The organism is Microbacterium sp. DT81.1 (genome assembly GCF_049844955.1).
GTDB lineage: Bacteria > Actinomycetota > Actinomycetes > Actinomycetales > Microbacteriaceae > Microbacterium.
This window is the reverse complement of the sequence record NZ_JBNCMA010000001.1, coordinates 246,347-259,201: the sequence shown is the minus strand read 5'-3', so window position 1 is coordinate 259,201 and position 12,855 is coordinate 246,347. Positions and strand designations below refer to the sequence as shown.

Below are 12,855 nucleotides of genomic sequence, written 5' to 3'. Positions count from 1 at the left end.
CATCAGGGGAACCGAGTGATCGCTCGAGATTGATACTCGGGGCTGCCGAGGATCCCCATTCGGACGGCGTTGTCCCCATATCGCAGGCCTTGGTCACCCCACCCCTCCATGGCGGCCTGGTCAGCCTCCCGCCCCAGGTAGGACCTGTACATCATGGCCACTCTCGCGCCAGCCGCCTCCATCGACATCCAGATGCTGTCCACGACCGCTGCGCGACCCGCAACAGCTGCTACACGGGACCATCCGTCGATCTCCTCCTGACCCGCCGTGCGATGCAGGATCTTCTCGTAGAGCGCCGCGACGAACGCGGGATCTGTTCCCCCCGTCCGGGTGTAGTACTCATCCGATCGCAGGAGGCCCCGGTACGCATCGTCGGGCGAGAGTATGCCGGCTCGCATCCCGTTCAGCCACGCCGTCATGCCGCCCTCGTCCGGTTCCCGCCCCAGGACCTCACGGTACGCCTCGGTGATCTTCAGGATGCGGAACTCGTCGCTGTTGACGAAGCCCTGAGCAACCTGCGTCGGGGGCGCACCCAGGGCGATCGCCTGGCCCCAACCCACCCGCTCCTCTGCGGCCCCATCGCGACCGAGCAGATCGACATAGACCGCCCGCACGAATGCGTCGACCGATCTCGGAACGACGACGACCAGATACTGTGATGCGACCCAGTAAACCCCTCCATTCACGCTCACCCGCCACCACGACCCGTACTCGCCGAGCTTGACCACCGTCGTTCCCTGGGCGAGGCTCACCACGCCGTCTCCACAAGCCGTGCTCGGAGCCTGCCGAGCATTCAGCGAAGCGACGTTCACGATGTACTCTCCACTTGCTGCGGTGATCTGATTCTCAGGGGGCAGCTGGCATGGGCTGCTCGACGTCTGCGTCGATCCGAACCAGTCCGTGAAGTAGTTGTAGAAGTTGCGGTTGCCGTAGCTCGAGCACGGGTCGTTGGCCTCACGGAAGCCCGCCGCGAGAGCCGCTCCGTTCGGCTGGTAGGGCGTGTAGTAGTAGAGGTTCGCCGTCGCCTGGTTCTGGATGAAGACTGGGGATGACCCGCAGCTCACGTTGGGGTGGTAGCGGACGTTCCAGGTCTTGCCGGGGGCGTACCACGTGAAGTACTGGCTGGTGCCCGGTGGGTTGGCGTACCGCTTGAACTGCGACGCGGCCCCGTAGACCTGGTTGAAGAAGCCGTAGTACTTCGTGTCGCACGCTGCGGTGTCCGGGCAGCCCTGCCCCATGGCGATCGTGTAGCGCCAGTCGCTCGGCCACGTGTGGGTGACCAGGCCCTGCTCCTTCTGCAGCGTGGTGAGCAGCACCTGGGGGTTGATGCCGCAGGCCTGCGCGACCTTCGCGACGATGCGCGACGCCGGTTCGTTCGCCTCCCCCGTGTAGGTGCCGGGGCACATGAGGCTGGCCGGCCGGGTATACGTCGACTGACGGAAGTCCTTGAGGCAGACGTAGCCGGACTGGCACGACGGGACCTTGCCGTTCAGGAACGACTGGATCTGGGACTCGTTCATCGAGCCCGAGTTGAAGAAGACGGCGTCGCTGATGATGTTGCCTGGTGTGAACCCCGCCAGGGTAGCCGGCCGGATGTCCGCGGCCGCGACCTGAGCGAGGGGGGACTGCGGGGCGAGCGGCGGTCGCGCGGCGGCGGCACCGGCCGGAAACAGCCCCACGACGAGCGTGACGATCGCGACAACCGCGCTCGCCGAACGAACGGCCCAGGCGCTCCGGCGCCGTTCCAACACACGGCGAGACATGTGAACAGTGTGGCCCAAGAGTGCTGTTGATACCAGTGTGAATTCGAATCGGCCTCAGGACACGCCGCTTCTCACCGCGGTCACAGCTCCGCGTGAAGGTGCCAGACCCGCTCCGCTGCGGCATCCCACGCGAAGGCGCGGGCCCGATCGAGCGCGAGCACGCGCGCCCGCTGGAGCGCGGCGTCGGAGGCCGTGAGCTGCGCCAGCGCCTCACCGAGGTCCGCCCCGTGGACGACGAGGCCGCCGTCCGCGATCACCTCCTGATGCACCTGTGACTCCGCTGCGACGACAGGGACCCCGAGCGCGAGCGCCTCGACGGCGCGCCACGGCCAGGAGGAACTCTCCGCAGGCGCCACGAACGCGGTGGCCGACGCCAGGACCGCCGCACGGTCGTGGTCGTCCAGGGCTGCGCGCGCGTGCATCCGCCGCTCGGGAAGACCGGCCGCCGACGCGATCTCCGCGACGGCCGGCTCCTCGCCCTCCGGCACATCGAGCACCACGGCATCCCGCCCCGCCGCCGCCACCGCTCGCAGGCCGCCGGCCAGACCGTGAGAGGTTCCGACGCCGCCGGAGAGCGCCACGAAGGTGTGCGGCAGGTTCAGGTCGCGCAGGCGCGCCACCGCGTCGTTCGGTGCCCGGAACGCCGATGGCGCGGCCCCGGCGATGACACGCACGCGATCGCCGAGCCGTGCGATCTCACCGAGGCGCCCCGCGAGCGCGTGCGTCGGAACGACGACGGCATCCGCGTGCTTGACCGCCCTCTTCAGCATCGCCCGCTCGAACAGCACCCGGGCCCGCGGAAGCTCGTCGGGCGCATCCCACGACCGCAGATCCCAGAGGCTCACGACGGTCTGATCGTGGTCGTGCACCCGGTCGTGCTTGACGAGCGGCGCCATCAGCGTCGGCGAATGGATCATTCCCCCCGCCGCTCCGGTGGGCATCCCGACCTGCCAGGCGGCGGCGAGCTCTCGTCGCGGCAGCCGAAGGGCGCGAGGCTCGACTCCGGACGGCAGGGAGTCGGCCGCACCGGCCGGCATCAGACCCACGACCTCGCAGCCCGCCGGCGCCACGGCCACGAGCCCCGCGGCGAGCTGCCTCGTCGCCATGGCCAGGTCGGGTTCGGTGGGCGCCACGAGCTGGTCGAGCACCACGTTCAGGCGAACCGTCATGGATCGGCCTCCTCCTGCGTCACGGCTCCGGAGTCGGAGTGGGCGGATGCAGCGCCTGTCGAACGAGATCCTGCACGTAGGCCCAGTCCGGGTCTTCCGGGTCGACACCGCGCTCGGGCGTCAGCTCGATCGTCGTGACGGGCAGCTCTTTGGACTTCAGGGCGAGGTCGGCGAAGTACGGGAGCATCGACTGGGGCAGGTCGGTCTGCAGCAGGTCGCTTCCCGCGGCCGCCACCTCCTGGAACCGTCCCAGCACGTTGCCGGGCGTGAACTGCGCCAGGATCGCCGTCTGCAGCTCGCGCTGGCGCTTCATCCGGTCCCAGTCGCTCGTCGTGTAGCGCGAGCGGGCGTACCACTGCGCGGTGTCGCCGTCCATGCGCTGCGGGCCGACCTCGATCCAGCCGATCGCCCAGTCATCGGCCGGCTGACCGGCATAGGCGGGTCCGCCACCCTTCGGCAGGCGTTCCGTGACGGTGATGTCCACTCCACCGAGAGCGTCGATGAGGGCGGCGAACCCGTGCATGTCCAGGAAGACGTAGTACGGGATCTCGATGCCGAGAGCCCCCTCGGCAGCGTCCTTCGTCGCCTCGATGCCCGGCTCGGACCCCTGCGCCACGGCGTCGGGATAGAGCGCGTCCCCGTCGCGGCAGACCTCCACCTCGGTGCGCAGCTGGTTGATCCCCGATCCCCACCCGCAGGTGTCGTCCGCCTGACCGCGGTGGCCGTCGGGATAGAGCTCCTGCATCGGTCCCGGTGCGAAGGGCACACCGACGATGTCTCGGGGGATCCCCGTCAGCGTCACGGCACCGGTCGTGGCGTTCACGGAGACGACGGAGATGCTGTCATAGCGCATCGAATCACGGCCCTCGCCGCTGTCGGCTCCCAGCAGCAGGATGTTGTAGTAGCCCTCGCTGGGCTCCACCACGGGTCCGTTGGCCTGGAAGATCGAGCCCAGGGTGTCGCGTGCCGTTCCGACCGCCGACGCCGCATACGCGGCGGTCCCGCTGGCGACCACGGTGAGGACCACGGCGGCCAGGGCGATCCCGAAGCGCGCGCCTCGGCCGGTCTTGACCAGCCGCACCAGGCGCAGCGTGTCGATCGCCAGGACGATCCACAGCACGGCGTAGCCGAGGAGCAGCCCCTGAGCGACGAAAAGGGGGACGGGCCGCAGCAGGCTCAGCCAATCGGGGAGCCAGGCGCCGGTCAGGATGCTGAGGCCCGCGGTGGGCCAGAGCAGCGCGAACAGCAGCCCCACGATCGCGAGCCCCCAGAGCAGGAGGGTCGACGCGAGGCCGATGCGGCCGAGCCGGCGATTGCCGGCGAGGATCTGCGCCGATCCGGGGATCAGGAAGCCAAGGAGGACGAGCCACCAGCCGCGACGCGTCATGACGGCCGGCGACGAGGCGTCGGGGTTCAGCAGCGGCCGCGGCTCGAACGCGGAGGGCACTCCTGGCATGGGCCGCGGGCGCGGCGGGCTGGCGACGCTCACAGCGATTCCTTCAACCGGACGTTCTTCTCTTCGACCATCGCCTCGAGTTCGCGGGCGTAGGCCTCGACGGCGTCGGCCATCTTCTCGTCGGATGTCGCCAGGATGCGGGCGGCGAGCAGCCCCGCGTTCTTCGCTCCTCCGATCGAGACGGTGGCGACGGGGATGCCGGCGGGCATCTGCACGATGGAGAGCAGGGAATCCATGCCGTCGAGCGTGGCGAGGGGCACCGGGACGCCGATGACGGGCAGCGGCGTGACCGAGGCGAGCATGCCCGGAAGGTGGGCCGCTCCGCCTGCGCCGGCGATGAGGACCTTCAGGCCGCGGGCGCGGGCTTCACGCCCGTAGCGCACCAGCTTGTCGGGCGTGCGGTGCGCCGAGACGACCTCGACCTCGTGTGCGATCCCGAAGTCGGTGAGTGCCTGCGAGGCGTCGCACATCACGCGCCAGTCCGAGTCCGACCCCATGACGAGACCGACGACGGGCACGTCAGAAGAATGCAGTGGCCGAGTCACCCGTCCAGGCTAGGGGCAGTCACTGAAAGAATGCCGTTGCGGCGCGCGCCTGGTAGGCCACGTCGTCGAGGTCGTCTCCGGACGCGTTGATGTGCCCCACCTTGCGGCCGGGACGGGGCGCTTTTCCGTAGGTGTGGATCTTGACGGAGGGATGCGCCGCCATGGCCGCCGCGAAGCGATCCTCGAGGGTTCCCTCGGCGGGACCGCCGAGGATATTGACCATGACGGACCACTCCTCTCGAGGACTCGGATCGCCGAGGGGCAGGTCGAGCACGGCGCGGAGGTGCTGCTCGAACTGGCTCGTGACGGCGCCGTCCTGCGTCCAGTGGCCGCTGTTGTGCGGGCGCATCGCGAGTTCGTTGACCAGGATGCGCTCGTCGGACGTCTCGAACAGCTCGACGGCCAGCATCCCGGTGACTCCCAGCCCTGTCGCAATATCGACGCCCAGGCGCGCGGCGACCTCGAGGAGCCGTTCGCTCGCGTGCGGCGCCGGTGCGATCACCTCCGCGCAGACCCCGTCTCGCTGGACCGTCTCGACGATCGGCCACGAGACGACCTCGCCACCGGGGCGGCGAGCCACCTGCTGCGCCAGTTCACGGGTGAACGGCACCAGCTCCTCGGCGAGGAGCGCCCCTCCGTGGCCGTCGGCACCTTCGCCGAACTCGGCGATGGTGGCGAACCAGTCGTCGGCCTCCGTCCCGGCGGAGACGACGCGCACGCCCTTCCCGTCGTAGCCGCCCCTGGCCGTCTTCACCACCGCGCGGCCGCCATGCTCGTCGATGAACGCCTGCAGTTCCGCGGCATCCCGCACGGCCGACCACTCGGGCTGCGGCATACCCAGCTCGGCGAGCTTCGCGCGCATCAGCAGCTTGTCCTGCGCGTACTGCAGGGCGTCCGGACCGGGGTGCACCGGGATGCCCTCGGCGAGCACGGCCCTCAGCACGTCGTGGGGAACGTGCTCGTGGTCGAAGGTGACCACATCCACCCCGCGTGCGAAGGCGAGCACCGTCTCGGCGTCGCGGTAGTCGCCGACATCCGATGCCGCGAGCGCGGCCGCCATTCCCGGTTCCTCCGCCAGCACGCGCAGCTCGACCCCGAGCTCCACGGCCGGCGCGATCATCATCCGGGCCAGCTGCCCCCCGCCGACGACTCCAACGACACGTCCCATGGCTCCATCTTGACGCACGGGGCCGGGTGGGTCATCCGGGAGATTCGCCGATCGGGTTCGTGTGGGACTGGGCGTCGCGGTGGGCGAGGATCTGACTGACCTCGACCTGGTCGACCAGCGCCTCATGCACGAGGTTGACGCTCGGCACGTTGACGAGGCGGAGCGGATCTTCGACGCCGTTGGAGAGCGTGAGGTTGCCGGCTCCCCATATCCTCTGCAGGATGCCGCTGCGCAGGTCGATCGAGTACCCGCGGGCGTGCGCGAGCTCGCGCCTGCGGCGGGCGAAGACGCCGCTGCGCGCGATCACACGCCGCGTGGTGATCGTGTACGTGCGGGACCACCAGGCGAGATACGGAAGCAGGACGGCGAACAGGACGACTCCGGCGGCCGCGGTCAGCAGCATCCAGTTCTCGAGGGGAGCCGGAAGGTTGCCGTAGAAGTACCCGCAGGCACCCGCCACGGCGACGAGCACCAGCGCCGACCAGGAGAGGCGCCGCGCATGCCCGCGGAATCTGGCGACGAGCAGCTCGGGAACCGGCGCGCCGGGTGGCGGCATCTGCGGGCGGCCACCCACTGTCGTCGGCTGAGTCACGCCACCATTCTCGCGCGGGGCGCCGACGTCGCGCGCCTCCCACGCGGACCCGGTTCAGCGCACGTGCACCACGTCGCCGGCCGAGACCGCGCGGCCGGCCACCACGAGGCGGCCGTCGTTGTCGATCATCTCTGCCACGCCGGCGAGCTCCGAGCCGTCGGGGAGGGCGACGATCACCTCGCGTCCGACGGTCGAACACAGCGCCTCGACCTCCCCGTGCACACCCGCCGCCGCGGCATCCCCGTGCGCGGCGGCCAGTGCCGCCAGCTGTTCGTCGAGCGCGCGGAGGTAGTCCGCCAGCATCGCGTCGTCGTCGGGCTCGACGCCGAGCGTGGCGAAGGAGGTCGCCGTGGTGACCGGGAGATCGGAGCGGGTCATCGTCGTGTTGACGCCGGCGCCGACGACGATCGCATCCGGATCCGTCGTGACCTCCGCGAGGATGCCGCAGATCTTGAGTCCATCGACCAGGACGTCGTTCGGCCACTTCAGCCGGGCGGTGTGACCCGTGCCGCGCATGCGCGCGTCGATCGCCCTCGTCATGGCGGCGCCGGCGAGGAGGGGAATCCAGCCGCGGGCGGCGAGCGGGATGCCGGGCACGCGGACGAGCACCGACACCGCCAGCGCCGTCCCCGGCGGGGTCGTCCAGGAGCGATCGAGGCGCCCTCTGCCGGCCGTCTGGTCGGTCGTGAGCAGCACCGAGAGGTGCGGCCACTCTTGGGCCGCACCTTCGGACACGGTGGAGACCAGGTCGGCGTTCGTCGACGCTGTGCGGGATGCGACCTGGAGGCGCGGACTCACTGCCGCGGCGCGCGGGTAGCCGTCGTCGGGGATGGGCATGGCCACAATCTACGCGAGGCCTCATGGCCGCGGCATGCATCGCGGCCGGTGCGGTCGGCGAGGGCGCCGGCCACTGCACCGAGCGCACAGCGGATGCCTGATCGACTTGTGCCGACCCTCCAACGTCCTCGCGAGGCCCGCCGATAGGGTGGAAAGCGTGACTGATGAGCCCGACCTCCGCACCACCGCCGGCAAGATCGCCGACCTGCGCACCCGCTACTCGGAGGCTGTGGTCGAAGCCGAGAAGACGGCGCAGCAGAAGCAGCACGCCAAGGGCAAGCTCACCGCCCGCCAGCGCATTGAGCTGCTCGTCGACAAAGGCAGCTTCGTCGAGTTCGACGAATACGTGCGGCACCGCACGACCGCCTTCGGCATGGACAAGTCCCGCCCCTACGGCGACTCGGTCGTCACGGGCGTCGGCACGATCCACGGTCGCACGGTGGCTGTGTATGCGCAGGACTTCTCCACCTTCGGCGGCTCTCTCGGCGAGGTCGCGGGCGAGAAGATCATCAAGGTCATGGAATTCGCGCTCCGCGGCGGCATGCCCTGCGTCGGCATCCTCGACTCGGGCGGCGCCAGGATCCAGGAGGGCGTCGTCGCCCTCGGCAAATACGGCGAGATCTTCCGGCTGAACACGCAGGCGTCCGGGGTCATCCCGCAGATCTCGCTCGTCATGGGCCCCGCTGCCGGCGGTGCGGTCTACTCCCCCGCCCTCACCGACTTCGTGATCATGGTGGACAAGACCAGCCAGATGTTCGTCACCGGGCCCGACGTGATCAAGACGGTGACCGGCGAAGACGTCGGCATGGAGGAGCTCGGCGGCGCATACACCCACAACACGCGCTCCGGCGTCGCGCACTACCTGGCGGAGGACGAGGACGACGCGATCGACTACGCGCGCACCCTGCTCAGCTACCTGCCCGACAACAACATGGCCGACATCCCGGTGTACGAGTCCGACTTCGAGTTCGAGACCACGGATGCCGACCGCACGCTCAACACGCTGATCCCCGACTCCCCGAACCAGCCTTACGACATCCACCAGGTGATCGCGCGGATCGTCGACCACGAGGACTTCCTCGAGGTGCAGCCGCTGATGGCACCGAACATCGTCATCGGGTTCGGTCGCGTCGAGGGGCGCACGATCGGCATCATCGCAAATCAGCCATCGCAGATGGCCGGCACGCTCAACATCGAGGCCGGCGAGAAGGCCAGCCGGTTCGTGCGGTTCTGCGACGCGTTCAGCATCCCGATCGTCACGCTCGTCGACGTGCCCGGCTACCTGCCTGGCACGGATCAGGAGTGGACGGGCGTCATCCGCCGCGGGGCGAAGCTGCTCTACGCGTACGCCGAGGCGACGGTGCCCCTCGTGACGGTGATCCTTCGGAAGGCCTACGGCGGCGCCTACATCGTGATGGGCTCCAAGCAGCTTGGCGCCGACGTGAACCTGGCGTGGCCGACGGCCGAGATCGCCGTGATGGGCGGCCAGGGCGCCGTCAACATCCTCTACCGGCCCGAGATCAAGCGCGCCGAGGAAGCGGGCGAGGACGTCGCCGCGGTGCGCACCCGCCTCGCCAACGAGTACACGTACAACGTCGCATCCCCGTTCCTCGCGGCGGAACGCGGAGAGCTCGACGGGATCATCGAACCGGCGGCCACCCGGGTCGCCGTCGCGAAGGCCTTGCGCTCCCTGCGCGGCAAGCGTGCGGAGCTGCCGCCGAAGAAGCACGGGAACATCCCGCTGTGAGCGATCCCGGACTCACCGCCGACGGCGCCGAGCCGCTGCGGATCGACGTGCGCCGAGGCTTTCCCACCGACGAGGAGCTCGCCGCCCTCATGGCCGTGGTCAGCGAGGCGTACGAGCGCGAAGCGGCCGCCGCGGTGGTGGATGAGACCCCCGCCGTTTCCACGTGGACCCGCACGCAGCGCCGTCTGCGAGGGCCGTTTCCCCGTGGTGTCACCTGGGGACGCTTCGTCGGATGACGCGCTGAGCCGCCTCGGGATCCTGTCCCCCAAAATACCTACAGACACGATCTGGCGGCCCCGCACATACTGAAGGAGCTGAAACGCTTTTGCGTTCGGCCGACCCATCGTCATCACGATCGGAATCGGCCGTTTGCGGACGGTTTTCGGGTAACCGTCCGCCATAGGCGAGGGGCGGGCGGCTTCGCCGCCCCTCGCCTTCTCCCGCTCGCCGAACCGGACTCCTCCCCCAACCGGCTCGGTGAACGGGGGTCTGCGCTCCCAGCGCGTCGGGTCGATCCGCTCCGCGATGATCCGCATCCGGGTCGTCGGCCTCTCGTCATCCGCCTCTCGTCGTCCGCCTCGGGTCGCTCGCGGTGGATGACCCGCGGTTCAGGCGGCGGGGCGCCGGATCTCGCGCCAGAGGTCCACGGCATCCTCATCCGTAAGGCCCTGCCCGCCGACGGACCGGCCGACGACCGTCACCGCGACATCCGTGTGCGAAGAGGTGCGGATGATCAGGCGCTCCGATTTCGCCTGCCGCAGCGCGTCGGCGAGTTCGGCCCTGATGACTGCGAGCGACTCATCCTCGACGTCGTCCAGACCGCCTTCGTCGAACACCGTGACGGTTGCGCCTCGCCGACGTGCGGCGTCGATCTCGGTCCGCACATCGTCATCGAGCAGCCGCGCCCCCCGCAGCTCGTCCCTGAGGCGCCCCTCGGCAATGCGTGCCTCCCGCCGCTCGTCCTCGTCGAGGGCTCCGCCCTCCGCGACGACCTGGGTGAGCACCGGACCGGCGACCGCGAGGGCGAGCTGCACCCGCACGCGGCGCTCGCGCTGGCGACCCGCCTGGGACGCCTGCCATCCGGATGCCGCCTGCTGGAGCTCGGCGAGCTTCGCGGTGTCGCGGGCCGCCCTGTCCATCGACATCACCAGCAGCTGGGCCACGGCGACCCACACGACGGATCCGACGAGCCCCAGAGTGAGCGCGTCCCCTGGGCCGAGCCATAGGGCGCTCCCGATGCCGAGGAGCACCGTGCCACCCCAGGCGACCCACGGGCGCCGGCGTACCATCACGATCGTCATGAGTGCACCGATGCCCCCGATGTACCACGTGGCGTACGACTTGGCGATGGCTTCCTGACCGACGGCCACCGCGACGCTGCTGGGCACGAGGGCCGCGTTCGCCAGCGCGAGCCCCGCGGCCCACGCGGGCAGCAGGGCAGGCCCCCGCACGTGCGGGGCGTCGAACTTCTCGCTCTGCTCTGCACGAGGAGGGTCCACCAACAGGCAGAGCCACGTCGTGACGAGGTAGAGGCCCAGGGTGATGATCATCACGATCGGGTAGAGCGGGTTGGGTGACCACAGCAGTCCGCGCACCGCCAGGTACGCGGTGAAAGCGAGGGCGAGACCTACGAGCACGCTGCGGACGCTCACCATCACGCCTCTCCCACCCAGGAGATGGTCACGATCGTTCCTTCTCCGGTTGACTTGACATCGGCCACTCCGCCGACGGCCGCCACCCGGGCGAAGATCGACGCCCGGATGCCGAGGCGGTCCTCCGGGATGGTGTCCATGTCGACGCCGGGGCCGTGGTCCCGCACCTCCACGCGCACACCCGTCTCGCCGACGCCGACGACCGATGCCGCGAGCCCGACCCCGCCCGCGTGCTGCACGGCGTTCGCGACGGCCTGGGTCGCCGCCAGCACCACGGCGCGGGCCACCCGGCCCGGCACGACCGGCCGGGTATCGAGGTCGGTCCGAACGACCGCCAGGTCGACGCCGAGGTCGTGCGCAGCCCGACGGATCCCGTCGGCGATGCTCTCGCGCGACACGGGCTCGTCGCTGCCCTCCTCGCCGCCGCCCTCGGCGTTGGCGAGCCGGGTGAGGGCCTCGCGTGCCATGCCGACGGCGAGGTCGCGTTCCCTCGGCGTCGAAGCGCGCTCGGCCGCGATGAGCGCCGCAAGCACGCTGTCGTGCATGAGCCCCGCGACGGCGATGCGCTCCTCCTCCGACGCATCGGCCGCCGCCGCCCGCGCATACGAGGCGACGGCACGAGCGCGCGTCTCGTCGACGTTCGCGGCCACGGAGCGGAAAACCCAGCCGAGCGTGAGCAGCACGCCGCCGAGGATCAGAGCGAACGACACATCGAGGCCGACGGGCGCCCAGAAATCGGCGGCGAAGCCGCCCTGCATGAGCCGCACGACGCCGAAGAGGAGGGGCGTCACGAGGGCCCAGAGCAGCTGGAGGGGAACTCGGAAGGCGACGACGGCCGCGAGGGTGGCGATGTTGACGAGGTACCAGATCCACGGCTGCGGGAGCGGCTCCGGGTCGGACCCCTGGGTCGCGATCGGCCAGAGAGCGAGCGCGAGCAGATAGACCACGGCGAAAAGTCTCGACATGATCTTGGCGCCGCGCCCGATGAGGCATGCCGCGATCATTCCGGCGAGGGGGACGAACGTGATGATCATGAGGGCCACGTGCCACTCGGCAGGTCCCTCGCCGTCCCCGAGCGCGATAAGCAGCGACTGCACGAACACTATGGTCGAGCCCACCCCGGTCGCCAGCGCAATGATCCGCTCGATGCGCGTCCGCGTGAAGCTTCCGAGGTCGGGGGCGCTCTCGTGGGACTGCGGGATCAGCCCCCACGCGGCGTCGAGGACTTCCCGATCGGTGTCAGTCGACACCGGCCGCGTTCCCCTCTGATCGCTCGAGGATGCCGTCCTCCATGGCACGACGCAGCAGGTCCACCTTGGTCGGTGCGGGGCGCCCCACCTCGACGTACTTCACCCGCACGCGCGTGATGTTCTCCTTCGCCGTCGAGTAGGCGACGCCGAGCCTGTCGGCGACGATCTTGAGCGGCAGACCGGCCGCGTACAGGCGCAGCACCTCCCGCTCGCGGGTGGAGAGCTGCGCGTCGGCGAAGGCCCGGTCGCCCTCCACGGCGCTGGCCCACTCGATGTTGTTGAGGGGCTCGCCGCGCGCGACCGTGCGGATGGCACCGATCACGTCGCCGATCGGCGACGCCTTGCTCACCACGCCGGCCGCCCCGGCGGCGAGCGCCTCGCGTACGGCGGCCGGCCGATCGGCGACGCTGTGGATGATGACGCTCGAGCCGTCGGCCACAAGGCGCCGCACGTTCTCGGTCACGGTGGTGCCGTCGCCCAGCGTGAGATCGAGCACGACCACGTCGGCCGGGGCCCCGTGGCTGTTGGCGCGCCAGTCCAGATAGGCGAGGACGCCGGCCCCCGAGAACACCACTTCGGCGCCCGCTCGTGCGCACGCCGCCTCGAGCCCGAGTCGAACGGACTCGTGGTCATCGATCAAGGCCACCCGCGTCATGGGGTCAGCCTAGCGACGAGG

12 protein-coding genes are annotated in these 12,855 nt (G+C 70.1%); 2 read left to right on the top strand and 10 right to left on the bottom strand.

Going from position 1 to position 12,855, the window contains the following annotated elements:
- Positions 1 to 2: 2 nt before the first annotated feature.
- The 7 genes from ACLQ2Q_RS01130 to ACLQ2Q_RS01100 all read right to left on the bottom strand — a co-directional run bounded on the left by ACLQ2Q_RS01130 (position 3) and on the right by ACLQ2Q_RS01100 (position 7,530).
- Positions 3 to 1,763: a DUF4214 domain-containing protein gene (locus ACLQ2Q_RS01130; protein WP_425817090.1), complete on the bottom strand. Its 1,761-nt coding sequence runs from the start codon at positions 1,761 to 1,763 to the stop codon at positions 3 to 5.
- Positions 1,764 to 1,843: 80 nt separating this feature from the next.
- Positions 1,844 to 2,932 (bottom strand): glycosyltransferase, encoded by a 1,089-nt coding sequence (locus tag ACLQ2Q_RS01125; RefSeq protein ID WP_425817088.1) that lies wholly within the window; start codon positions 2,930 to 2,932, stop codon positions 1,844 to 1,846.
- Between the two features lie 19 nt (positions 2,933 to 2,951).
- Entirely contained in the window at positions 2,952 to 4,421 is a 1,470-nt protein-coding gene (locus ACLQ2Q_RS01120) for an LCP family protein (protein ID WP_425817086.1), read from the bottom strand.
- Positions 4,418 to 4,885 carry a 5-(carboxyamino)imidazole ribonucleotide mutase gene (purE, locus tag ACLQ2Q_RS01115; protein ID WP_425818575.1) on the bottom strand — a complete coding sequence of 156 codons (468 nt, stop codon included), beginning with the start codon at positions 4,883 to 4,885 and terminating at the stop codon, positions 4,418 to 4,420. Before purE ends, ACLQ2Q_RS01120 begins: the two co-directional genes overlap by 4 nt.
- Before the next feature lie 67 nt (positions 4,886 to 4,952).
- Positions 4,953 to 6,101 (bottom strand): 5-(carboxyamino)imidazole ribonucleotide synthase, encoded by a 1,149-nt coding sequence (locus tag ACLQ2Q_RS01110; RefSeq protein WP_425817084.1) that lies wholly within the window; start codon positions 6,099 to 6,101, stop codon positions 4,953 to 4,955.
- A 31-nt stretch (positions 6,102 to 6,132) separates the two neighbouring features.
- Complete coding sequence (locus tag ACLQ2Q_RS01105) at positions 6,133 to 6,693, bottom strand: PH domain-containing protein (RefSeq protein ID WP_425817082.1); 561 nt, start codon at positions 6,691 to 6,693, stop codon at positions 6,133 to 6,135.
- Between the two features lie 54 nt (positions 6,694 to 6,747).
- On the bottom strand, positions 6,748 to 7,530 hold the full coding sequence (locus ACLQ2Q_RS01100) for a biotin--[acetyl-CoA-carboxylase] ligase (protein WP_425817080.1): 783 nt from the start codon (positions 7,528 to 7,530) through the stop codon (positions 6,748 to 6,750).
- Between the two features lie 157 nt (positions 7,531 to 7,687).
- On the opposite strand from ACLQ2Q_RS01100, the gene ACLQ2Q_RS01095 reads away from it, so the two are divergent.
- Positions 7,688 to 9,277: an acyl-CoA carboxylase subunit beta gene (locus ACLQ2Q_RS01095; RefSeq protein ID WP_425817079.1), complete on the top strand. Its 1,590-nt coding sequence runs from the start codon at positions 7,688 to 7,690 to the stop codon at positions 9,275 to 9,277.
- On the top strand, positions 9,274 to 9,513 hold the full coding sequence (locus tag ACLQ2Q_RS01090; RefSeq protein ID WP_425817077.1) for an acyl-CoA carboxylase subunit epsilon: 240 nt from the start codon (positions 9,274 to 9,276) through the stop codon (positions 9,511 to 9,513). Before ACLQ2Q_RS01095 ends, ACLQ2Q_RS01090 begins: the two co-directional genes overlap by 4 nt.
- A gap of 372 nt (positions 9,514 to 9,885) precedes the next feature.
- Here the strand turns inward: ACLQ2Q_RS01090 and ACLQ2Q_RS01085 are convergent, their stop codons facing one another.
- Genes ACLQ2Q_RS01085 through ACLQ2Q_RS01075 form a run of 3 tightly spaced genes read right to left on the bottom strand, consistent with a single transcriptional unit; the run spans position 9,886 to position 12,834 of the window.
- Entirely contained in the window at positions 9,886 to 10,932 is a 1,047-nt protein-coding gene (locus tag ACLQ2Q_RS01085; protein WP_425817075.1) for a hypothetical protein, read from the bottom strand.
- Positions 10,932 to 12,179 carry an ATP-binding protein gene (locus ACLQ2Q_RS01080; protein ID WP_425817073.1) on the bottom strand — a complete coding sequence of 416 codons (1,248 nt, stop codon included), beginning with the start codon at positions 12,177 to 12,179 and terminating at the stop codon, positions 10,932 to 10,934. Before ACLQ2Q_RS01080 ends, ACLQ2Q_RS01085 begins: the two co-directional genes overlap by 1 nt.
- The gene (locus ACLQ2Q_RS01075) at positions 12,169 to 12,834 is read right to left on the bottom strand and encodes a response regulator (RefSeq protein ID WP_425817071.1); all 666 of its coding nucleotides are present in this window, start codon (positions 12,832 to 12,834) and stop codon (positions 12,169 to 12,171) included. Before ACLQ2Q_RS01075 ends, ACLQ2Q_RS01080 begins: the two co-directional genes overlap by 11 nt.
- Positions 12,835 to 12,855 lie beyond the last annotated feature (21 nt).

What these genes read in the sequence shown, in the direction of transcription:
- ACLQ2Q_RS01130 (WP_425817090.1), bottom strand. Translation starts at nt 1,763, where the DNA reads ATGTCTCGCCGTGTGTTGGAACGGCGCCGGAGCGCCTGGGCCGTTCGT.
- ACLQ2Q_RS01125 (WP_425817088.1), bottom strand. Translation starts at nt 2,932, where the DNA reads ATGACGGTTCGCCTGAACGTGGTGCTCGACCAGCTCGTGGCGCCCACC.
- purE (WP_425818575.1), bottom strand. Translation starts at nt 4,885, where the DNA reads ATGGGGTCGGACTCGGACTGGCGCGTGATGTGCGACGCCTCGCAGGCA.
- ACLQ2Q_RS01110 (WP_425817084.1), bottom strand. Translation starts at nt 6,101, where the DNA reads ATGGGACGTGTCGTTGGAGTCGTCGGCGGGGGGCAGCTGGCCCGGATG.
- ACLQ2Q_RS01100 (WP_425817080.1), bottom strand. Translation starts at nt 7,530, where the DNA reads ATGCCCATCCCCGACGACGGCTACCCGCGCGCCGCGGCAGTGAGTCCG.
- ACLQ2Q_RS01085 (WP_425817075.1), bottom strand. Translation starts at nt 10,932, where the DNA reads ATGGTGAGCGTCCGCAGCGTGCTCGTAGGTCTCGCCCTCGCTTTCACC.
- ACLQ2Q_RS01075 (WP_425817071.1), bottom strand. Translation starts at nt 12,834, where the DNA reads ATGACGCGGGTGGCCTTGATCGATGACCACGAGTCCGTTCGACTCGGG.